Genomic DNA, 20,161 nt, shown 5'->3' with positions numbered 1-20,161 from the left:
CTTTAATGGGCGAGGCAATTTCACAATGCAATACCCAATCTGCATCGAGTGGGGTGACGAGAACACCGCCATCGGGATTCAGATCCCCGATATTCCCGGCGCGATTACTGCCGGGGATACGTTTGAGGATGCCTACAACGCGGCCGTCGAGATTGCCCACATCATGCTGCAGGAGATCGCGGCCGATGGCGACTCGATTCCGATGCCGACCTCGGCGGCCACCCATCGCAACAACCCGGAGTTTGCCGACATGGGCTGGGGCATGCTCGAGCTGGACATCTCGCCGTACATGGGCAAGACCGAAAAGGTCAATGTGACGTTGCCCGGCTATGTCATCCAGCGGATCGACCGCTATGTGCGTGAGCACAATGTCAAAAGCCGTTCCTCTTTTTTGGCGGATGCCGCCATGGAAAAGCTGGTCCGGCATTAAGCCTCGAGCACTGTCGGATCAGCGATCCGGCAGTGCTTTTCAGATTTTAGGCCGTAGCCAGAACAGGCTTCTGCGAAGCACTCAAAAACCGCACCAGCGCCAGCAGCGGGAACGCGCTGCCAACAATCACGATCCACAACCAGCCGCCATGCTCGTACACCGCACTGGCTACCGACGAGCCGAAGGCGCCGCCGACGAAGATGCTGGTCATGTACAGCGCGTTGAGGCGGCCGCGGCTTTTGGCGTCGAGGGAGTAGACCGCGCGCTGGCCGAGCACCATGTTCATCTGTACGCAGAAGTCGAGCACCACACCGGTCACGGCCAGGCCGATCACGCTGTAGGCCGGGTGGATGAAGGCGGGCAGGAAGCTCAGGCTGGCGAACAGCATGGCCAGCAACGAGGCGATGCGGGTGTGGCCGGCATCGGCCAGGCGTCCGCTGATCGGCGCGGCAATGGCACCGATCGCGCCGACCAGGGCGAAGATCGCGATTTCACTCTGGGACAGGCCATGGTTGCGCGCCAGTTCCAGCGGCACGACGGTCCAGAACAGGCTGAACGTGGCGAACATGCAAGCCTGGTAAAACGCCCGCTGACGCAGCACCGGTTGTTTGCGCAGCAGCGTCCACAACGAACCCAGCAACTGGCCGTAGGAGGCGCTGTGATCCGGCTGGCGCTTGGGCACGGTCAACGCCAGCACCACGCTGATCGCCGCCATCAAGGCTGCGGCGATCATGAACATCGCCCGCCAGCCGAGATGGTCGGCGACCACGCTCGACACCGGACGCGCCAGCAGAATCCCCAGCAGCAAACCGCCCATGATCCCGCCGACCACCCGGCCACGGGATTCTTCCGGCGCCAGATGCGCCGCCAATGGAATCAACACCTGCACCGACACCGAGCTGAACCCCACCAGCAACGAAATCAGCAGGAACACATTCGGTTGATCGGTAAACGCCGCGCCGAGCAGGCTGGCAATCGCCACCACGGTGGTGATGATCATCAGGCGGCGGTTTTCCAGCAGATCCGCCAGCGGCACCAGGAAGAACAGGCCCAGCGCATAGCCGATCTGGGTCAGCGACACGATGAAACTGGCCATGGTGTCGCTCAGACCGATATCCGGCGCGATCAGGCCGATGATCGGCTGGGCGTAGTAGATGTTGGCAACGATGGCGCCGCAGCAGAAAGCGAACAGCAGCACCATGCCTCGGGTCATTGTGTGAGTTGTGGCGGTCATAGGGTTTCTCGATCCAGCGAAAAGGAATGCGGTGAGGCTAAGGGACGGGCCGAGCCGGCAGTAGAGGCTTCTGATCGATATCAGTTATTCCGTTGCGGAACAGGTGGCGCCGAACAATCCATTGTTCATCGGCGAACCTTGCGTCCGACCGTTGAGCGTCGATGATACATTCACTTACATCTTGTTCGATAGCGTGCTTATGTTGTGACCGGGTTTCAACATTCATCAACGGAGGATTGCGATGTTTCGTCAGTTGCTTCGCCACACCACAACCATTGTCCTGATCAGTCTGCTCGGCGCCACTGCTGTGCAGGCCGCCGAAGCGCCCGGCATGCGCATGGGTGTGCGCGGCGAGATCACCGGGGTCAGTGCCGACTCGCTCAAGGTTCACGTCAACAGCGGTGAAAACGTCGTGATCCAGTTGACCCCGGACACCAAGGTCCGCGCGGTCACCCTGGCCAATATCGAAGACATCAAGCCCGGCAGCTACATCGGTTCGGCGGCCATTCCCCAGGAGGATGGCACGCTCAAGGCGCTGGAGGTTCACGTGTTCCCGCCGGAGCTGGCCGGCAGCGGCGATGGTCATCGGCCGTTCGACCTGGCCAAGGGCAGCAGCATGACCAATGGCAGCGTCGGCGATCTGGTGGTGAGCAACGGCCGGGTGCTGACCGTCAACTACAAGGGCGGCCAGCAGAAGATCCTGGTGCCGGAGGACGTGCCGATCGTCAACCTGACGCCGGGTGATCGCAGCCTGCTCAAGGTCGGGGTGAAGATCGTCACCTTCGTGACCCAGAGCGCGGATGGCACGCTGACCGCGCAATCGATCTCGGCGGGCAAGGATGGCGTCAAGCCGCCGATGTAAACGCCCACAAAAAAGGCGACCTCTGCAGGTCGCCTTTTTCATGTCAGCTCAAGCCTTATTGGCCGTTGTAGATCTGGTCGAAGACTCCGCCATCGTTGAAGTGGGTCTTCTGTACGGTGCGCCAGTCGCCGAAGGTCTTCTCGACCGACAGGAAATCGACTTTCGGGAAGCGGTCGGTGTACTTGGCCAGTACCGCCGGGTCACGTGGACGCAGGTAGTTGGCGGCCGCGATTTCCTGACCTTGCGGCGACCACAGGAACTTCAGGTATTCCTCGGCAGCGGCGCGGGAGCCTTTCTTCTCGACCACTTTGTCGACCACCGACACCGGCGGCTCGGCTTCGGCGGAGACGCTTGGGTAGATGACTTCGAACTGGTCGCGGCCGAACTCGCGGGCGATCATTTCGGCTTCGTTTTCGAATGTCACCAGCACGTCGCCGATCTGGTTGGTCATGAACGTGGTGGTCGCGGCGCGGCCACCGGTATCCAGCACCGGCGCCTGTTTGAACAGCTTGCCGACGAAGTCTTTGGCCTTGTTCTCGTCACCGCCGTTTTTCAGGACGTAGCCCCAGGCGGACAGGTAGGTGTAGCGGCCGTTGCCCGAAGTTTTCGGGTTCGGCACGATCACCTGCACGCCGTCCTTGAGCAGGTCCGGCCAGTCTTTCAGGGCTTTCGGGTTGCCTTTGCGCACGATGAACACGGTGGCCGAGGTGAATGGCGCACTGTTGTTTGGCAGGCGGGTGACCCAGTCCTTCGGCACCAGTTGACCGTTGTCGGCCAGGGCGTTGATGTCGGTGGCCATGTTCATGGTAATGACGTCAGCCGGCAGGCCGTCGATCACCGAACGGGCTTGCTTGCTCGAACCGCCGAAAGACATCTGCACGGTGATGTTTTCGTTGTGTTCGGCCTGCCAGTGTTTCTGGAACGCAGCGTTGTAGTCCTTGTAGAAATCGCGCATCACGTCGTAGGAAACGTTGAGCAGGGTCGGTGCGGCCTGAGCCGCGCTGCCGAAGGCAAGACCTGCGGCGAGAAGTGAGGCGCCAAAGAGTTTTTTCACTGCGCATTCCTTGTTCTGTGGGGGTGTTTTTGACAAAGATAAGGCCATTTGCCAGCGACTATAGCGGGGCGCGCATAGTCGTTTAAAGATTAAAAAGAACTTTGCTTATTCCATTTTCTTGAATAACGGATTGCCGCACCGCGAACAGAAGGCGGCGCCGCTTTCATGGCTCTTTTTCTGGCAAACCGGGCAGTCGTGTTGCAACTGTTCACCACGCATCGCATTGGCCAGTTCAGCGGTGAAGATCCCGGTGGGCACCGCGATGATCGAGTAACCAGTGATCATCACCAGCGACGAAATCACTTGGCCCAACGGAGTCTTCGGCACGATGTCGCCAAAGCCGACGGTGGTCAGGGTCACGATAGCCCAATAGATACCCTTGGGAATGCTGGTGAAACCGTGTTCCGGGCCTTCGATTACGTACATCAACGTACCGAACACGGTTACGAGTGTGCAGACGCTCACCAGAAACACCACGATCTTCTGCTTGCTGCCGCGCAGCGCCGACATCAGGTAGTTGGCTTGCTTGAGGTACGGACTGAGTTTGAGGACGCGGAAAATTCGCAGCATCCGGATGATCCGGATAATCAGCAGGTACTGCGCATCGCTGTAGTACAGCGCGAGGATGCCCGGCACGATCGCCAGCAGATCCACCAATCCGTAAAAACTGAAGGCGTAGCGCAGCGGTTTGGGCGAGCAGTACAGACGCAGGATGTACTCGCCGGCAAAGATGATGGTGAACCCCCACTCGATATACGCCAGCACATCGGCGTAATTGCGGTGAACGCTGTCGATGCTGTCGAGCATCACGATCACCAGGCTGGCGAGAATGATCAACAGCAGGATGCCGTCGAAACGTCGCCCGGCGGGGGTGTCGCTCTGGAAAATCATGACGTAAAGCTGTTCACGCCAGTGCTGGTTACTGTCCATGGATCACGCCTGAATCAAAGATCAGCGCAGCCTAGGTTGATTCTCCCCGTGAGCGCAAGGCGCGCCGCTGATCTGCGGTTGCTGCATCAGGCGAATGCCGGTGCGCAGCAGCCAGCAGGCAAGAATGAACGGTGCCGTGAGAGTCGCCAGACCCAGGGCACTGAACAGCGGCGTCAGCAGCAGCGCCAGGCCGATGCCGAACAGCGGCAGCCACGGTTGCTGGCGCTGGGTGCTGAAGGCGAGGGCGGCGAGGACGGCGTTGTAGCCGCCCAGACCCAGCAACGCGATTTGGCTGTCATGGTGCAACAGGCTGGAACCCAGACCGATTGCCGACGCCAGCAGCGCCCAGGCAAAGGCCCGGCGATCGGCAATCAACAAACCGGCAGCGATCAATCCACCGGCCAACGGATGGTCGAGGAACATCACCTGACCGAAGCCTTTCAGGGCGGCACCGAGCAGGTTCACGGTATTGAGTTCAAGCGCCGGTGCGGCGGATAAAGGCTCGGCGAAACACAGGAACACCCAGCTCAACAATACGAACGGCGCAGTGTAGGCGGGCAGGTATTCGGTGAGGCGTGCACGTTTGAGCCACTGCTGCGTGATCATCGCGCTCAGGCCACCGGCCGCCAGAATCAGCGGCGGCAGCATCGGCGACCAGGGGAAATACAGGCTCAGCAACAGGCCGACCAGCACGCCGTTGTAGCTGAACAGTCCGGCCTGACGATCCGCCTTGGCGTAGTTGCGCCGTTGCGCGGTGAGCAATCCGGCGACCGCGCCCAGCAGCGCGCCGGCGAACAGCACCGGCGCGGTAAATAAAATGGCCAAAAGGCACAGGAGTCCACACAGCGGATGGCGCTGGAGGAAGATTTGACTGAAGCCGTTGAGCAAAGCCTCGGCCCAGTCAGGGCAGTGGGTGTTGAAATGATTGGCAGGCATGGCAGTTCTAAAAAGTCAGTACTGATCGTTCCCACGTCGAACCGTCTGCGTGGGAATGCCTCAAAGGACGCTCTGCGTCTGCTCTTGGGACGCGGAGCGTCCCGGGCCGCATTCCCACGTGGAGCGTGGGAACGATCTTGGTCAGTGGTTAAATCAATGTTTCGATCCGCAGCGAATTCGTCGACCCCGGCTGCCCGAACGGCACACCCGCGGTGATCAGCAACGTATCGCCACGCTCGGCCATTCCTTGCGCCTGCGCGATTTCCAGCGCGGTCGAGCACACCTCATCCACCTGACGCAGGCGATCATTGACCACCGAATGAATGCCCCACGCCACGCTCAAGCGGCGGGCGGTCTGCAGGTTCGGCGTCAGGTTGAGGATCGGTGCCTTTGGCCGCTCCCGTGCCGCACGCAGACTCGATGCGCCGGACTCGCTGTAGTTGACCAGCACAGCCACTGGCAGCACGTTGCTGATCCGGCGGATCGCGCAACTGATCGCATCGGACACGGTCGCTTCGGCTTTCGGCCGGCTGACGTCGAGTTGGGTCTGGTAGTCCGGACCGTTCTCCACCTGGCGGATGATCTTGCTCATCATCTGCACGGCCTCCAGCGGGTACTCGCCGGACGCGGTTTCTGCCGACAGCATCACCGCATCGGCGCCTTCGGCCACGGCGTTGGCCACGTCGGTGACTTCGGCGCGGGTCGGCGCCGGGGAGAAGCGCATCGACTCGAGCATCTGCGTCGCCACCACCACTGGTTTGCCGAGCTGGCGGCAAGTGGTGATGATGTTCTTCTGGATTTGCGGCACGCTCTCGGCCGGCACTTCCACGCCCAGGTCACCGCGAGCCACCATGATCGCGTCGCTCAGTTCGGCGATCTCGCGCAGTTGCTCGACGGCCGACGGCTTCTCGATTTTCGCCATCAGGAACGCCTTGTCGCCGATCAGCGCGCGGGCCTCGAGGATGTCTTGCGGACGCTGCACGAACGACAGCGCGACCCAGTCCACCCCCAGCTCCAGACCGAAGCTCAGGTCGCGGCGATCCTTGGTGGTCAGCGGGCTCAGGTCGAGTACCGCTTGCGGCACGTTCACGCCTTTACGATCCGACAGTTCGCCGCCATTGAGCACGGTGGTGTCGATCGCGTCGGTGTATTTGGTCACGACCCGCAGGCGCAGTTTGCCGTCATCGAGCAGCAGGTCCATGCCGGCTTCCAGCGCGGCGATGATCTCCGGATGCGGCAGGTTCACCCGGCGTTCGTCGCCCGGTGTCGTGTCCAGATCGAGGCGGAACGCCTGGCCGCGATGCAGTTGCACCTTGCCGTCAGCGAACTTGCCGACCCGCAGTTTCGGCCCTTGCAGGTCCATCAGGATCCCGAGCGGATAGTTGAGCTGGCGCTCGACTTCGCGGATCCACTGATAGCGCTTGGCGTGGTCGGCGTGATCGCCGTGGCTGAAGTTGAGGCGGAAGATGTTGACCCCGGCCTCGACCAGCTCGCGGATGTCTTCGATGCCGTCGACGGCAGGCCCGAGGGTGGCGAGGATTTTGACCTTTTTATCAGGCGTCATGATTTTGAGCTCTCGAGGATCAGGATGGCGCGGAAGTCGTTGACGTTGGTGCGGGTCGGTTCGGTGACGATCAGCGCATCGAGCGCCGCGAAGTAGCCGTAGCCGTTGTTGTTATCCAGCTCGTCGCTGGCGCTCAGGCCCAGGGCAGCGGCGCGGGCGTAGCTGTCCGGGGTCATGATCGCGCCGGCGTTGTCTTCCGAGCCGTCGATGCCGTCGGTGTCACCGGCCAGCGCATAGACGCCCGGCTGGCCCTTGAGGCTGTCGGTGAGGCTGAGGAGGAATTCGGCGTTGCGCCCGCCACGGCCATTGCCGCGCACGGTCACCGTGGTTTCGCCGCCGGAGAGGATCACGCACGGCGCCGCCAGTGGCTGGCCGTGATGGATGATCTGGCGCGCGATGCCGGCGTGGACTTTCGCTACTTCGCGGGACTCGCCTTCCAGGTCGCCGAGGATCAGCGTGCTGAAACCGGCCTGACGGCATTTCACCGCCGCCGCATCCAGCGATTGCTGAGGGCGGGCGATCAACTGGAAGTGACTGCGGGCGAGGCTCGGATCACCGGGTTTGACGGTTTCCGATTCCGGGCTTTGCAGCCAGCTGCGTACGGACGCCGGAATCTCGATGCCGTAGCGCTTGATGATGGCCAACGCTTCGGCGCTGGTGCTCGGGTCGGCCACGGTCGGGCCGGAGGCGATGACCGTGGCGAGGTCGCCCGGTACATCGGAAATCGCGTAGGTGTAAACAGTCGCCGGCCAGCAGGCCTTGCCCAGGCGTCCGCCCTTGATCGCCGAGAGGTGCTTGCGCACGCAGTTCATCTCGCCGATGGTCGCGCCGGATTTGAGCAGGGCTTTGTTGATCGATTGTTTGTCGGCCAGGGTGATGCCTTCGGCCGGCAGCGCCAGCAGGGCAGAGCCGCCACCGGACAACAGGAAAATCACGCGGTCGTCTTCGGTCAGGTTGCTGACCAGTTCCAGCACGCGTTTGGCCACCGCCAGCCCGGCAGCATCCGGCACCGGGTGCGCGGCTTCGACCACTTCGATTTTTTCGCACGGGGCGCCGTGACCGTAGCGGGTCACCACAAGGCCCGAGACTTCACCTTCCCAGCAGCGCTCGACCACTTGCGCCATGGCCGCGGCAGCCTTGCCGGCGCCGATGACGATCACGCGACCTGTGCGATCGGCCGGCAGATGCGCTTCGAGGACCTGATTCGGATGGGCCGCGTCGATGGCTGTGGCAAACAGCTCGCGCAGCAGTTGTTGCGGATCGACCGACATGGCGGGCTCCCATTCTTATTGTTCTTGGTTAGTGCGGGTGATCGTTCCCACGCTCTGCGTGGGAATGCCTCAATGGACGCTCTGCGTCCGCTTCGGCAGGGACGCGGAGCGTCCCGGGCTGCATTCCCACGCAAACGGTTCGACGCCTCGACGTGGGAACGAGCGACGGGGCAGGGCTTACTTCTTGTCGCGAATCGAGAAGTTGGCCATGTGTTCCAGGCCCTTGATCAGCGCCGAGTGGTCCCAGTTGCTGCCACCGATGGCCGCGCAGGTGCTGAACACTTGCTGGGCGTTGGCGGTGTTCGGCAGGTTGATGTTCAGCTCCTTGGCGCCTTGCAGGGCCAGGTTCAGGTCCTTCTGGTGCAGGCTGATGCGGAAGCCCGGATCGAAAGTGCCCTTGATCATGCGCTCGCCGTGCACTTCGAGGATCTTCGAGGAGGCGAAGCCACCCATCAGCGCTTCACGCACCTTGGCCGGATCGGCACCGTTTTTCGAAGCGAACAGCAGGGCTTCGGCCACGGCCTGAATGTTCAGGGCAACGATGATCTGGTTCGCAACCTTGGCGGTCTGACCGTCGCCATTGCCACCGACCAGGGTGATGTTCTTGCCCATGGCCTGGAACAGCGGCAGTGCGCGTTCGAAGGCATCGGCGTCGCCACCGACCATGATGCTCAGGGTCGCGGCCTTGGCGCCGACTTCACCACCGGACACCGGAGCGTCGAGGTACTGCGCGCCTTTCTCGTTGATCTTCGCGGCGAAAGCCTTGGTGGCGGTCGGCGAGATCGAGCTCATGTCGATCACGACTTTGCCTTTGCCGATGCCGGCAGCGACGCCGTCGGCGCGGAACAGCACGTCGTCGACCTGCGGGGTATCCGGCACCATGACGATGATGAATTCGGCTTCTTGAGCCACGTCACGCGGGTTGGCCAGAGCGACGGCGCCAGCGGCGACCAGGTCGGCAGGGGCAGCGTCGTGGTGCGCCGACAGGAACAGGCTGTGACCGGCTTTCTGCAGGTTCGCCGCCATTGGGTGGCCCATGATGCCGGTGCCGATGAATCCGATTTTAGCCATGAGAAAATCCTCTTGTTTTTGTCTTGCTCAAGCAAATAGGGGGTCAGATCGCGTTGTGGGTCTTCAGCCAGCCGAGGCCTGCTTCCGTGGTGGTCAGCGGTTTGTACTCACAGCCGACCCAGCCCTGATAACCGATGCGATCGAGGTGTTCGAACAGGAAGCGGTAGTTGATCTCGCCAGTGCCAGGCTCGTTGCGGCCCGGGTTGTCGGCCAACTGCACATGGTTGATCTCGGCCAGGTGCGATTGCAGGGTGCGGGCCAGATCGCCTTCCATGATTTGCATGTGATAGATGTCGTATTGCAGGAACAGATTGGCGCTGCCGACCTGCTCGCGAATCGACAGGGCCTGCGCCGTGTTGTTCAGGTAGAAGCCCGGGATGTCGCGGGTGTTGATCGCTTCCATCACCAGTTTGATGCCGACGGCTTGCAGCTTGTCGGCGGCGTACTTGAGGTTGGCGACGAAGGTCTTTTCAACGGTGGCATCGTCCACGCCCTGTGGACGGATGCCGGCCAGGCAGTTGACCTGGGTGTTGCCCAGCACCTGGGCGTAAGCGATGGCCAGATCAACCCCGGCGCGGAACTCTTCGACCCGGTCCGGCAGGCACGCGATACCGCGCTCGCCCTTGGCCCAGTCACCGGCCGGCAGGTTGAAAAGCACTTGGGTCAGACCGTTGGCGTCGAGTCTGGCCTTGATTTCGGCAGAACTGAAATCGTACGGGAACAGATACTCGACACCGCTGAAGCCGGCCTTGGCGGCGGCGTCGAAACGGGCAAGGAAATCCTGTTCGGTGAACAGCATGGACAGGTTGGCTGCGAAACGCGGCATGGTGGTCTCCCGTTCTAGATTCTCGTTCCCACGCTCTGCGTGGGAATGCCTCTATGGACGCTCTGCGTCCGCTTTGGGACGCAGAGCGTCCCCGGCTGCATTCCCACGCAGACGGTTCGACGCCTCGACGTGGGAACGATCAAGCAAAAGCAGTTAATCGAGCAACGAAATCGCCGTTGGCGCATCGTTGCCGACCAGCGCCAGGTCTTCGAATTCGTTGACGGCGTTGATCTCGGTCCCCATGGAGATGTTGGTCACACGCTCCAGAATGATCTCGACGATCACCGGCACCTTGAACTCTTCGATCAGCTGTTCGGCCTTGCGCAGGGCAGGGGCGATGTCAGCCGGTTCGAACACGCGCAGTGCCTTGCAGCCGAGGCCTTCGGCGACTGCGACGTGGTCGACACCATAACCGTTGAGTTCCGGCGCGTTCAGATTATCGAAGGACAGCTGCACGCAGTAGTCCATATCGAACCCGCGCTGGGCCTGACGGATCAGTCCCAGATACGAGTTGTTCACCACGACGTGGATGTACGGCAGTTTGAACTGAGCGCCGACCGCCAGTTCTTCGATCATGAACTGGAAGTCATAGTCCCCCGACAGGGCCACGACTTTACGGTTCGGATCGGCCTTCACCACGCCCAGCGCTGCCGGAATGGTCCAGCCCAACGGGCCTGCCTGGCCGCAGTTGATCCAGTGACGCGGCTTGTAGACGTGCAGGAACTGCGCGCCGGCAATCTGCGACAGACCAATGGTGCTGACGTAGCAGGTGTCCTTGCCGAACACCTGGTTCATTTCTTCGTAGACGCGCTGCGGCTTGACCGGCACGTTGTCGAAGTGGGTCTTGCGTTGCAGGCTGGCCTTGCGCTGCTGGCAGTCCTGCAGCCAGGCGCTGCGATTTTTCAGTTTGCCGGCGGCTTGCCATTCACGGGCGACTTCGATGAACACGGTCAGCGCGGCAGCGGCGTCGGACACGATGCCCAGGTCCGGGGTGAACACGCGGCCGATCTGGGTCGGTTCGATGTCGACGTGAATGAACTTGCGGCCTTCGGTGTAAACGTCGACCGAACCGGTGTGACGGTTCGCCCAGCGGTTGCCGACGCCCAGTACCACGTCGGATTTCAGCATCGTGGCGTTGCCGTAGCGGTGCGAAGTCTGCAGACCGACCATGCCGACCATCAGCGGGTGATCGTCAGGAATGGTGCCCCAGCCCATTAGGGTCGGGATCACTGGAATGCCGGTCAGCTCGGCGAACTCGACCAGCAGCTCGCTGGCATCGGCGTTGATGATGCCGCCGCCGGCGACCAGCAATGGACGTTCGGCCTGATCGAGCATCGCCAGGGCTTTTTCGACTTGCACGCGGGTCGCGCTCGGCTTGGCCAGCGGCAGTGGCTGGTAGGCGTCGATGTCGAATTCGATTTCAGCCATCTGCACGTCGAACGGCAGGTCGATCAGCACCGGGCCTGGACGGCCGGAGCGCATTTCGTAGAAGGCTTTCTGGAAGGCGTAAGGCACCTGGCCCGGCTCCAGAACGGTGGTCGCCCACTTGGTCACCGGCTTGACGATGCTGGTGATGTCGACGGCCTGGAAGTCTTCCTTGTGCATACGGGCGCGGGGGGCTTGCCCGGTGATGCAGAGGATCGGGATCGAGTCCGCGGAGGCGCTGTACAGACCGGTGACCATGTCAGTACCGGCCGGGCCGGAAGTACCGATGCACACGCCGATGTTGCCGGCCTTGGTGCGGGTGTAGCCCTCGGCCATGTGCGAGGCGCCTTCAACGTGGCGAGCGAGGACGTGATCGATGCCACCGACTTTCTGCAGGGCGGAGTACAGCGGGTTGATTGCAGCGCCTGGAATGCCAAAAGCGGTATCAACCCCTTCACGGCGCATCACCAGAACGGCGGCTTCGATTGCTCTCATTTTGCTCATGGTTTTGTGCCTCTTTACGTTTTGTAATTGTATACAAGTGGCTTTGCGCAGAGTGTATTCACGGCGGACGGCGCAGGTCAATCCATTTTCTCAAGCGCCTGTTTCATTCGTCGGAAGCCTGTTCTGCTGTGGCTTTTCGTCGCATGAGGCGCTTTTCGGGAATTATTGTATACAAAAAAATAATTCATTGTGTTCTATTTGTTGCATCGTGCTGCGGCACTTGCGCGCAGTTCAACGACTTTCCCAATAACAAAATGAGGACGGCACCATGAGCGCTTTAACCTTGAAAGTCGCAGTCAAGCTGGTCAACGAAGCCATCAGCGCAGGGCGGGCCATTTCCGCCGCGCCGCTGACCATCGCGGTACTGGATACCGGCGGCCATCTGGTCACCTTGCAGCGCGAAGACGGCGCCAGCCTGCTGCGCCCGAACATCGCCATCGGCAAAGCCTGGGGCGCCATCGCCCTGGGCAAGGGCTCACGCCTGCTGGCGCTGGACGCGCAACAACGCCCGGCGTTCATCGCCGCGCTCAACAGCATGGGGCAGGGCAGTGTCGTGCCGGCACCGGGTGGTGTGTTGATTCGTGATCAGGCGGGCAACGTACTGGGTGCGATCGGCATCAGCGGCGATCTGTCGGACATCGATGAGCAGGTCGCGATCAAGGCCGTGGAGGCCCTGGATCTGCGGGCGGATGCGGGGGTGGCAGCCTGAGTGGCTAAAACCGAATAGCCGCTGAAACGCACAAGCCCGCCCTCACAGGATCATGTGAGGGCGGGCTTGTTTGTGTCTGGAGGTGCGGACTTCAGTCCGGCTCGCAGCCCTTGAGCACCAACCGGATGATGGTTTGTGCTGCCGCTTCATAGTCGGCTTCGTCGAGCTTGTCCTTGCCGGTTACGGCGGAGATCTGCCAGTCGAAGTCGGCGTAGGTCTGGGTCGCGGCCCAGATGCTGAACATCAGGTGGTTGGGGTCGATCGGGGCGATCTGGCCGCGGTCGATCCAGGTCTGGATGCAGTCGATGTTGTGCTTGGCCTGGCCGTTGAGCTGCTCGACCAGGTCGGCGCTCAGGTGCGGGGCGCCGTGCATGATTTCGCTGGCGAACACCTTGGAGGCGAAAGGCAGGTCGCGGGAGATGCGGATCTTCGAGCGGATGTAGCCGCTCAGCACTTCGCTCGGTACGCCGTCCGGGTTGAACGGGGTCGAGGCCTGCAGGATCGGCACGATGATACTTTCCAGCACCTCGCGGTAGAGGTTTTCCTTGGACTTGAAGTAGTAATAGACGTTGGGCTTGGGCAGTCCTGCCTTGGCGGCGATGTCGCTGGTTTTGGTCGCAGCGAAGCCCTTGTCGGCAAACTCTTCACTGGCTGCACGCAGGATCAGTTCTTTGTTGCGCTCGCGGATTGTGCTCATAAACCCGGTGGTTCCTTGCCTGTTCTGGCGGTTGCGCATGGTAGCACCGGCCTCGCGCGGCGCTCAACAATGCCCCGTGTGGCCCACAGTCGCGGTATGCTGCGCGGCATTATTCACATAAGGAAACATGATTCATGGCAGGAAGCAGTTTGCTGGTGCTGATCGACGACATCGCTACCGTTCTGGACGACGTTGCGTTGATGACCAAAATGGCTGCCAAGAAGACCGCCGGCGTGCTCGGCGACGACTTGGCGCTCAACGCCCAGCAGGTCTCCGGCGTACGCGCGGAGCGGGAAATCCCGGTGGTCTGGGCGGTGGCCAAGGGCTCGTTCGTCAACAAACTGATCCTGGTGCCGTCGGCGCTGGCGATCAGTGCGTTCGTGCCGTGGCTGGTGACACCGCTGTTGATGGTCGGTGGCGCCTACCTGTGTTTCGAAGGTTTCGAAAAACTCGCGCACAAGTTCCTGCACAGCAAGGCCGAAGATGAAGCCGAGCACGCCCAGTTGGTTGAGGCCGTGGCTGATCCGGCAACCGATCTGGTGGCCTACGAGAAGGATAAGATCAAGGGCGCGATCCGCACCGACTTCATCCTCTCGGCGGAAATCATCGCCATCACCCTCGGCACCGTGGCCGATGCTTCGCTGACCCAGCAAGTGATCGTGATGTCGGGCATCGCCATTGTCATGACCGTGGGCGTTTACGGATTGGTGGCTGGTATCGTCAAACTCGACGACCTCGGTCTGTGGCTGACTCAGAAGCCTGGGCAGATGGCCAAAAGTATCGGCAACGGCATCCTGCGCGCTGCGCCGTACATGATGAAAAGCCTGTCGGTGATCGGCACTGCAGCGATGTTCCTGGTCGGTGGCGGCATCCTGACCCACGGCGTACCGGTGATGCATCACTGGATCGAGAGCGTCGGCGCTGCGGCCGGTGGCGCCGGGTTTGTGGTGCCGATGCTGTTGAATGGCGTGGCGGGGATCATCGCGGGTGCGGTGGTGCTGGCGGGCGTGTCCGTGATCGGTAAAGTCTGGAAAGCCCTGAAAGGCTAAATCCTGAGGCAAACAAAAAGGCCATTCGACTCGCATCGAATGGCCTTTTTTGTGGCTGGCGTTTTTACTCGGCGATCTGCAACTTGCGCGACTCGGTGTAGACGTAGCGCACCTTCTCGTACTCGAACGGTGAGTTCAGCTGACCGTAGCGGAAGCTGGTCTGGTAGCGCTTGTCGACGCCACGCAGTACCCAGACTTCCGGGTGGTTGGAGCTGACTTCCGAGACATTGAGGAAGTTGATCGCGGACTCGGCGGTGTAGTCCACGGCAAGGCCTGCAGTATCACGCAGGTTCGACGGGCCGAGGATCGGCAGCACGAAATAGGCGCCGCCCGGTACGCCGTAGAAGCCCAGGGTCTGGCCGAAGTCTTCGCTCTGGCGCGGCAGGCCCATGGCGGTAGCCGGGTCCCAGAGTCCGGCGATGCCGATGGTGGTATTGAGCAGCAGGCGCGCGGTGGTTTCCATCGAGCGCTTGCCCTTGAACTGCAACAGGCTGTTGACCAGGTTCGGTACGTCGCCAATGTTGTTGAAGAAGTTGCTCACGCCGGTGCGCACGAAGCTCGGGGTGATGTAGCGATAGCCATCGACCACCGGCAGGAACACCCATTGGTCGAAGCGGTAGTTGAAGTGGTAGACGCGGCGGTTCCACTCTTCCAGCGGGTCATAGACGTTCAGCGCGCTGAGGGTCGAACGCTCGAACTCGCGCTGATCCAGCCCCGGGTTGAACTTGAGTTTGGACAGCGGCTCCTTGAAACCGTCGCTGTCGATGACCACCGGTGCATTGGCTTTGCTGTTGTCGGCCTGGGCCATACCTGCACTGAGGAGCGCTGCAATCAGCAGGAGATATTTAGCCACGGAAGAACTCCAGCATGGCGTCGCTGTTGACGCGATAGTTAAGGTTGCCGCAATGGCCGCCCAGCGGGTAAACGGTCAGGCGATCGCCGAAGGTCCGGCGCAGGAAGCCGAGGTCGCCCGGGCCGAGGATCACGTCGTCGGCGTTGTGCATGACGGCGATTTTCGGGCTGTCGTGCAGATAATCCTTCAGGGCGTACAGGCTCACCTGATCGATCAGTTGCAGCAGGCTGCCGCCGTCGGTGCGGGCGCGCCACATCGGGATCACCTGTTCGGTGAGGTAGCAGTCGAAGTCGCATTGCAGCGCACGCTTGAGGAACGGCGTGAGGCTGGTGCCTTCGGTGATCGGGAATTTCGGCGGGGTGATCAGGCCGCGACGGTTGATCAGGTCCGAAGTGAACGCGATATCGGCCGCCGAGAAACGGAATGACGTGCCGATCAGCATCGCCATCTGCTCGTTGCTCAGGTGCTGCTTGGACTGCTGGAAGTCGTAGAGCAGCGCATCGTTGAGGTCGATGTAGCCCTTCTGCTGGAAGTAGCGGGTCAGTTTGTTCAGCACCAGTTCATAGAAGGTGGTGCTGTTGTTGATGCCCTTGACCTCGGTCTGCACCAGCTTGTCGAGGTTGGTGATCGAGGTGTAGAGGTTGACCGGCGGATTCAGCAGCAGGACTTTCTTGAAGTTGAAGCTGCGACGGGTTTCATCCAGATGCGCCACGAAGGCCGCGTCCAGGGCGCCGAGGCTGTAGCCGCTGAGGTAATAGTCGGTGACCGGCAGTTTCGGGTTCTGCGCCCGTACGGCCTGCATCACCCGGTACATGTCTTCGGCGTCTTCCTTGGTCACGCCGGGGGTGGCGAAACGCGAGGCGGCGCTCATGAAGTCGAAGCTGGTCGGCGATGACAGCTGCACGACGTGGTAGCCGGCCTTGTAATAAAGCTTCTTCAGGTACTCGTTGAGCGTGCTGTCGTAGCGCGCGCCGGTGCCGGCGATCAGGAAGATCAGCGGCGCGGCCTTGTCCTGAGTGGCGATGCGGTAGGTGAGTTTTTTCACCGGCCAGAAATTGTCCGGCAGGATGAATTCGCGCTCGGGACGCAGGGTGATGCTGCGATCGGCCTGATCGATGTCGTCGTCCAGTGGCAGTTCCGGGCGCAAGTCCGGCGGCGTGGTGGCGATGGTCGCCTCGAACGGGTTGGTCAGGGGATAGCCATAGCTGGCGGCGTCGATATCCACCGCCAGCGCGGACGCACTCAGAATAAGGCCGCCAAACAGGGCGGCGAAGCGCAAGGAACGGAGCATGACTGGATCCCTTAGAGGAAGGTGCCGAATGAAGTTCGCAGGCTATGACCACCGGGTTTGCGTCAAAGTGCCATGCCACGGCACCAAACTGACAGAATTCGGAGTAATAGTAGCCGGACGATACACTTTGCAAGGAAGGAATGACCAGTTAAGAGTTGTTAGTCCTTGCGTATGCGCGGCGGCAGATTAAGCTGGCCGCCGATTTCGTCGATTGGAGTGTTCCATGTCCCGCCGCTTGCCCGTGATTCTGCTGCTCGTTCTGTTGCCGTTGTGGCTGGCTGCCAGTTATGGCGCGCGTTATGGCTTCATGGAGGATGCGCAGTGGGTGGGCATCTGCGTGGATGAGGCGAGCCGCTGGGAATGCTCGGTGCGCTCGAACCTGGGCCTGCTGATTCATTTCCAGCTGCTGGGCTGGGCGGCGGTCGCTGCAGCCGTGCTCGGTTTTGTCGTGCCGGGCCGGGCAGGGTGGTGGCTGGCGGTGCTGGCGCTGGTGTTCGGGTTGCCGGCGCTGGCGCTGTACAACACGACGCTGGCCGTGTTTGCGGTGGTGATTGCCGGGTTGCGACTGGTCCGGGAATCCCGCGAGGCCTGATCGTCAGTCATCGCGGGTATTCTCTGTGAATCAGGCTTTGCGAACCCGCAGGCAGCGCCAAAGTGCAGCCACCATCAACACGCTGACCAGCGCCCAACCCCACGCCTGCTGATTCTGCAATCCTTCACGGAACAGCTGCGGCGCAATGCCTGCGCCGATGATGAAGGTCAGCAGGGCGATCTCCCGACGGGCCACGCTGACCGGGCGGCACAGGTAAACCAGCGCCGGCAGAATGAAGGCCATGCTCGGAAAACTGCGATAGCGCGGATCGAACACCAGCTCGAGCATCATCACGGCAGCGGCGAAACCGGCCGCCGCCACCAGCCAGCCGGCCCGTCGCTCGAAAGCGTTGAACGCCTGTTCACGCCAGCCATTGCGGGCGCTCAAGGTCAGCGCGGCATGGGCCAGCACCAACAGATTCAGGATCGTCAGCAAACCGACCCACAGCCATTCGCTGGCAAACCGCGTGGTTACCCGCGTCAGATCGCCCCAGGCGCCGATGGAGCAGGCGGCGAGGGCGCCGAGCAACGGCAGGATCAGTGCCGAACGCGTCGTACGAACCCGACCGCCCAGCAGCAATGTGCCGAGGAAGATCACTCCGCCGACCGCCAGCCACTGCGACCAGTACGGCACATTCGATACCGGCCCGGCCAACACGCCCTTGTCCTGGCGATCCGCATCGAACAGCCCCCAGTAACCGCCGACCGCGCCTTCGCTGCCGCGCTTCCACGGCTGATCAAACGCTTCGATCAGGTTGTAACGCCAGCCTTCCTGTTCGGCGAGGGTGACAAAACCACGAATGAACTTGGCCTCGTTGACCCGGCTCGGCAGGGCGGTCTCACGCTGGCGGCCTTCGCTCGGCCAGCCGGTTTCGCCGATCATCACGTCTTTGGGCGCGAACTTGTTGCCGAACACCTGACGCACTTGCGCCACATGATGCAGCGCGGCGTCGATGTTCGACGGATCGTCTTCCCAGTACGGCAGCAAATGAATGGTCAGGAAATCCACCGCCGGCGCGACTTCCGGGTGCTTGAGCCAGAACTCCCAGACATCGGCGTAGGTCACCGGCTGCTTGATGTGGCTCTTGACCTTGTTGATCAGCTTCACCAATTGGGTCGCGGTGACCTCTTTACGGAGCAAGGCTTCGTTGCCGACGATCACCGCGCTGACCACGTCCGGGTTGACATTGGCCGAGGCGATCAGCAAGTCGACTTCCTTCTCGGTGTCGACCGGATTGCTGTTGACCCACGCGCCGATCATCAACTTCAAACCATGTTTGCGCGCCAGATCCGGCAGCGCTTCGAGGCCGGTCATCGAGTAGGTGCGAATGCATTCGAAGCGGGTGGCGAGCAGGGCGAGATCGGCGTCCATGCGCTCCGGGCGCAGTTTGAACGGCACGTCGAACGGCGACTGGTCTTTATCGAACGGGGTGTAGGAGGCGCATTGCAACTTGTGGGTCGGGGTGGCGACGTCCGGCAGGATCACCGGTTTGCCGAGGCCGTACCAGAAACCGCACAGGGCAAACAGCCCGAGCAGGCAGGCGAACAGATAAGGAAGAAAGGGGAAACGGGAAGTTGCGGACATGGTCAGGCCGAGTGGCTGCAAAGCGACGCATGTTACCTGCATTTATAAGCAGGTTGGTGGCCCGCACGATTTTGACATGCAAAGTTCGGGCGGATTGTCTGGCGCCAAATATCCGGAGGCAGTTAATGGCTTTCTGATGTCGTTTCTCGTTGCTTCGAGGTCGCTGGCAGAGCAGGTCTTAACGGGCGTCAGGTTGATGATCGGACTCATCAGTACTCCGCTGATGTTCGAACGAGTTCGCGAACGGGCGTGATGGGGGCGCCGAGCACCATAACAACACGTTGACGATGCCCGGCATCCGTCGGGCGCAGCATTTCGGGGAAGTAACGATGAAGATGCGACGACTTTTAGGCGCAGGTGCCGCTCTGGTATTTGCGATGGGCTCCACTTTCGCCAGCGCTGAAAAACAGACCCTGAACATCGGTTACGTTGACGGCTGGTCCGACAGCGTCGCGACCACCCACGTGGCGGCCGAAGTGATCAAGCAGAAACTCGGCTACGACGTGAAACTGCAGGCCGTCGCCACCGGCATCATGTGGCAGGGCGTTGCCACCGGCAAACTCGACGCCATGCTCTCGGCCTGGCTGCCCGTGACTCACGGCGAATACTGGACCAAGAACAAGGATCAGGTCGTCGATTACGGCCCGAACTTCAAGGACGCGAAAATCGGTCTGATCGTGCCGGAGTACGTCAAGGCCAAGACCATCGAAGACCTGAAAACCGACGACTCCTTCAAGAAGCGCATCGTCGGCATCGACGCCGGTTCAGGCGTTATGCTCAAGACCGATCAGGCGATCAAGGATTACGACCTGACGGGGTATCAACTCAAGGCCAGTTCCGGCGCCGGCATGATTGCCGAGCTGACCCGTGCCGAGAAGAAAAACGAATCCATCGCCGTTACCGGCTGGGTGCCGCACTGGATGTTCGCCAAGTGGAAACTGCGCTTCCTCGACGACCCGAAAGGCGTGTACGGCGCGGCTGAAACCGTGAACAGCATCGGCAGCAAGGAACTGGCGACCAAGGCGCCGGAAGTGGCCAAGTTCCTGAAGAACTTCCAGTGGGCTTCGAAAGACGAAATCGGCGAAGTCATGCTGGCGATTCAGGACGGTGCAAAACCTGACGCAGCGGCCAAGGATTGGGTTGCCAAGCACCCTGAGCGTGTTGCCGACTGGACCAAGTGATTTAAGCCGAAGCGTCTAATCTGCGCTTCCCAGGGCCGCCCGACATGACAGTCGGGCGGCCTTTTTTGTTTGTCCTCTATTAATAGGCAGGGGTGGCG

At 61.5% G+C, this 20,161-nt stretch carries 19 protein-coding genes; 6 read left to right on the top strand and 13 right to left on the bottom strand.

Annotated elements, in window-relative coordinates; all coding sequences use genetic code 11:
- Positions 1–25 precede the first annotated feature (25 nt).
- Positions 26–430: a type II toxin-antitoxin system HicB family antitoxin gene (locus BMZ46_RS11625; RefSeq protein WP_011333093.1), complete on the top strand. Its 405-nt coding sequence runs from the start codon at positions 26–28 to the stop codon at positions 428–430.
- A gap of 46 nt (positions 431–476) precedes the next feature.
- Here BMZ46_RS11625 and BMZ46_RS11620 read toward each other — a convergent pair whose 3' ends face one another.
- Entirely contained in the window at positions 477–1,664 is a 1,188-nt protein-coding gene (locus BMZ46_RS11620) for an MFS transporter (RefSeq protein ID WP_074687550.1), read from the bottom strand.
- A 241-nt stretch (positions 1,665–1,905) separates the two neighbouring features.
- On the opposite strand from BMZ46_RS11620, the gene BMZ46_RS11615 reads away from it, so the two are divergent.
- Positions 1,906–2,526: a DUF5666 domain-containing protein gene (locus BMZ46_RS11615; RefSeq protein ID WP_074687551.1), complete on the top strand. Its 621-nt coding sequence runs from the start codon at positions 1,906–1,908 to the stop codon at positions 2,524–2,526.
- Positions 2,527–2,581: 55 nt separating this feature from the next.
- On the opposite strand, the gene BMZ46_RS11610 is transcribed toward BMZ46_RS11615, so the two are convergent.
- From BMZ46_RS11610 to gcl, 8 genes are all read right to left on the bottom strand, one after another.
- Positions 2,582–3,580, bottom strand: a complete 999-nt coding sequence (locus BMZ46_RS11610) for a sulfate ABC transporter substrate-binding protein (protein WP_074687552.1) — start codon at positions 3,578–3,580, stop codon at positions 2,582–2,584.
- 105 nt (positions 3,581–3,685) lie between these two features.
- Positions 3,686–4,510 carry an ion transporter gene (locus tag BMZ46_RS11605; RefSeq protein ID WP_039769763.1) on the bottom strand — a complete coding sequence of 275 codons (825 nt, stop codon included), beginning with the start codon at positions 4,508–4,510 and terminating at the stop codon, positions 3,686–3,688.
- A gap of 21 nt (positions 4,511–4,531) precedes the next feature.
- Positions 4,532–5,446 (bottom strand): urea transporter, encoded by a 915-nt coding sequence (locus BMZ46_RS11600; protein ID WP_074687553.1) that lies wholly within the window; start codon positions 5,444–5,446, stop codon positions 4,532–4,534.
- A 148-nt stretch (positions 5,447–5,594) separates the two neighbouring features.
- The gene (gene pyk / locus BMZ46_RS11590) at positions 5,595–7,010 is read right to left on the bottom strand and encodes a pyruvate kinase (RefSeq protein ID WP_074687555.1); all 1,416 of its coding nucleotides are present in this window, start codon (positions 7,008–7,010) and stop codon (positions 5,595–5,597) included.
- Positions 7,007–8,281 carry a glycerate kinase type-2 family protein gene (locus tag BMZ46_RS11585; RefSeq protein WP_064594446.1) on the bottom strand — a complete coding sequence of 425 codons (1,275 nt, stop codon included), beginning with the start codon at positions 8,279–8,281 and terminating at the stop codon, positions 7,007–7,009. The genes pyk and BMZ46_RS11585 overlap by 4 nt, the downstream gene beginning before the upstream one ends.
- A gap of 177 nt (positions 8,282–8,458) precedes the next feature.
- Positions 8,459–9,352 (bottom strand): 2-hydroxy-3-oxopropionate reductase, encoded by an 894-nt coding sequence (locus tag BMZ46_RS11580; protein WP_039769769.1) that lies wholly within the window; start codon positions 9,350–9,352, stop codon positions 8,459–8,461.
- Between the two features lie 43 nt (positions 9,353–9,395).
- Positions 9,396–10,178, bottom strand: coding sequence for a hydroxypyruvate isomerase (gene hyi, locus BMZ46_RS11575; RefSeq protein WP_011333102.1), 783 nt, complete (start codon positions 10,176–10,178; stop codon positions 9,396–9,398).
- Between the two features lie 153 nt (positions 10,179–10,331).
- A complete protein-coding gene (gene gcl, locus BMZ46_RS11570; RefSeq protein ID WP_074687556.1) occupies positions 10,332–12,107 on the bottom strand; it encodes a glyoxylate carboligase in 1,776 nt (591 codons plus the stop codon).
- A gap of 268 nt (positions 12,108–12,375) precedes the next feature.
- Here gcl and BMZ46_RS11565 point away from each other — a divergent pair, with 268 nt between their 5' ends.
- Positions 12,376–12,816, top strand: coding sequence for a GlcG/HbpS family heme-binding protein (locus BMZ46_RS11565; protein ID WP_007959289.1), 441 nt, complete (start codon positions 12,376–12,378; stop codon positions 12,814–12,816).
- A 91-nt stretch (positions 12,817–12,907) separates the two neighbouring features.
- Here BMZ46_RS11565 and BMZ46_RS11560 read toward each other — a convergent pair whose 3' ends face one another.
- Positions 12,908–13,513 carry a TetR/AcrR family transcriptional regulator gene (locus BMZ46_RS11560; protein ID WP_007959290.1) on the bottom strand — a complete coding sequence of 202 codons (606 nt, stop codon included), beginning with the start codon at positions 13,511–13,513 and terminating at the stop codon, positions 12,908–12,910.
- Positions 13,514–13,647: 134 nt separating this feature from the next.
- Between BMZ46_RS11560 and BMZ46_RS11555 the strand changes: the two genes are divergently transcribed.
- Positions 13,648–14,562 carry a DUF808 domain-containing protein gene (locus BMZ46_RS11555; protein ID WP_074687557.1) on the top strand — a complete coding sequence of 305 codons (915 nt, stop codon included), beginning with the start codon at positions 13,648–13,650 and terminating at the stop codon, positions 14,560–14,562.
- Between the two features lie 64 nt (positions 14,563–14,626).
- Here BMZ46_RS11555 and BMZ46_RS11550 read toward each other — a convergent pair whose 3' ends face one another.
- Positions 14,627–15,415 (bottom strand): MlaA family lipoprotein, encoded by a 789-nt coding sequence (locus BMZ46_RS11550; protein ID WP_007959292.1) that lies wholly within the window; start codon positions 15,413–15,415, stop codon positions 14,627–14,629.
- The gene (locus BMZ46_RS11545) at positions 15,408–16,706 is read right to left on the bottom strand and encodes a serine/threonine protein kinase (RefSeq protein ID WP_039769776.1); all 1,299 of its coding nucleotides are present in this window, start codon (positions 16,704–16,706) and stop codon (positions 15,408–15,410) included. Before BMZ46_RS11545 ends, BMZ46_RS11550 begins: the two co-directional genes overlap by 8 nt.
- A 223-nt stretch (positions 16,707–16,929) precedes the next feature.
- On the opposite strand from BMZ46_RS11545, the gene BMZ46_RS11540 reads away from it, so the two are divergent.
- Positions 16,930–17,298: a hypothetical protein gene (locus BMZ46_RS11540; RefSeq protein WP_039769778.1), complete on the top strand. Its 369-nt coding sequence runs from the start codon at positions 16,930–16,932 to the stop codon at positions 17,296–17,298.
- 30 nt (positions 17,299–17,328) lie between these two features.
- On the opposite strand, the gene BMZ46_RS11535 is transcribed toward BMZ46_RS11540, so the two are convergent.
- Positions 17,329–18,924 carry a glycoside hydrolase family 17 protein gene (locus tag BMZ46_RS11535; protein WP_074687558.1) on the bottom strand — a complete coding sequence of 532 codons (1,596 nt, stop codon included), beginning with the start codon at positions 18,922–18,924 and terminating at the stop codon, positions 17,329–17,331.
- 287 nt (positions 18,925–19,211) lie between these two features.
- Between BMZ46_RS11535 and BMZ46_RS11525 the strand changes: the two genes are divergently transcribed.
- Positions 19,212–20,063, top strand: coding sequence for a glycine betaine ABC transporter substrate-binding protein (locus tag BMZ46_RS11525; RefSeq protein ID WP_039769782.1), 852 nt, complete (start codon positions 19,212–19,214; stop codon positions 20,061–20,063).
- Positions 20,064–20,161 lie beyond the last annotated feature (98 nt).

The sequence above is a fragment of the Pseudomonas sp. NFIX49 genome (assembly GCF_900115915.1).
Lineage (GTDB): Bacteria > Pseudomonadota > Gammaproteobacteria > Pseudomonadales > Pseudomonadaceae > Aquipseudomonas > Aquipseudomonas pharyngis.
Note: the sequence above shows the minus strand (reverse complement) of the source record. Positions and strands in the feature narration are given on the sequence as shown.

Excerpts from the sequence above, each read along its gene's own strand:
- BMZ46_RS11625 (WP_011333093.1), top strand. The coding sequence starts at position 26 with ATGCAATACCCAATCTGCATCGAGTGGGGTGACGAGAACACCGCCATC.
- BMZ46_RS11620 (WP_074687550.1), bottom strand. The coding sequence starts at position 1,664 with ATGACCGCCACAACTCACACAATGACCCGAGGCATGGTGCTGCTGTTC.
- BMZ46_RS11615 (WP_074687551.1), top strand. The coding sequence starts at position 1,906 with ATGTTTCGTCAGTTGCTTCGCCACACCACAACCATTGTCCTGATCAGT.
- BMZ46_RS11605 (WP_039769763.1), bottom strand. The coding sequence starts at position 4,510 with ATGGACAGTAACCAGCACTGGCGTGAACAGCTTTACGTCATGATTTTC.
- BMZ46_RS11600 (WP_074687553.1), bottom strand. The coding sequence starts at position 5,446 with ATGCCTGCCAATCATTTCAACACCCACTGCCCTGACTGGGCCGAGGCT.
- pyk (WP_074687555.1), bottom strand. The coding sequence starts at position 7,010 with ATGACGCCTGATAAAAAGGTCAAAATCCTCGCCACCCTCGGGCCTGCC.
- BMZ46_RS11585 (WP_064594446.1), bottom strand. The coding sequence starts at position 8,281 with ATGTCGGTCGATCCGCAACAACTGCTGCGCGAGCTGTTTGCCACAGCC.
- BMZ46_RS11580 (WP_039769769.1), bottom strand. The coding sequence starts at position 9,352 with ATGGCTAAAATCGGATTCATCGGCACCGGCATCATGGGCCACCCAATG.
- hyi (WP_011333102.1), bottom strand. The coding sequence starts at position 10,178 with ATGCCGCGTTTCGCAGCCAACCTGTCCATGCTGTTCACCGAACAGGAT.
- gcl (WP_074687556.1), bottom strand. The coding sequence starts at position 12,107 with ATGAGCAAAATGAGAGCAATCGAAGCCGCCGTTCTGGTGATGCGCCGT.
- BMZ46_RS11565 (WP_007959289.1), top strand. The coding sequence starts at position 12,376 with ATGAGCGCTTTAACCTTGAAAGTCGCAGTCAAGCTGGTCAACGAAGCC.
- BMZ46_RS11560 (WP_007959290.1), bottom strand. The coding sequence starts at position 13,513 with ATGAGCACAATCCGCGAGCGCAACAAAGAACTGATCCTGCGTGCAGCC.
- BMZ46_RS11555 (WP_074687557.1), top strand. The coding sequence starts at position 13,648 with ATGGCAGGAAGCAGTTTGCTGGTGCTGATCGACGACATCGCTACCGTT.
- BMZ46_RS11545 (WP_039769776.1), bottom strand. The coding sequence starts at position 16,706 with ATGCTCCGTTCCTTGCGCTTCGCCGCCCTGTTTGGCGGCCTTATTCTG.
- BMZ46_RS11540 (WP_039769778.1), top strand. The coding sequence starts at position 16,930 with ATGTCCCGCCGCTTGCCCGTGATTCTGCTGCTCGTTCTGTTGCCGTTG.
- BMZ46_RS11535 (WP_074687558.1), bottom strand. The coding sequence starts at position 18,924 with ATGCAGGTAACATGCGTCGCTTTGCAGCCACTCGGCCTGACCATGTCC.
- BMZ46_RS11525 (WP_039769782.1), top strand. The coding sequence starts at position 19,212 with ATGAAGATGCGACGACTTTTAGGCGCAGGTGCCGCTCTGGTATTTGCG.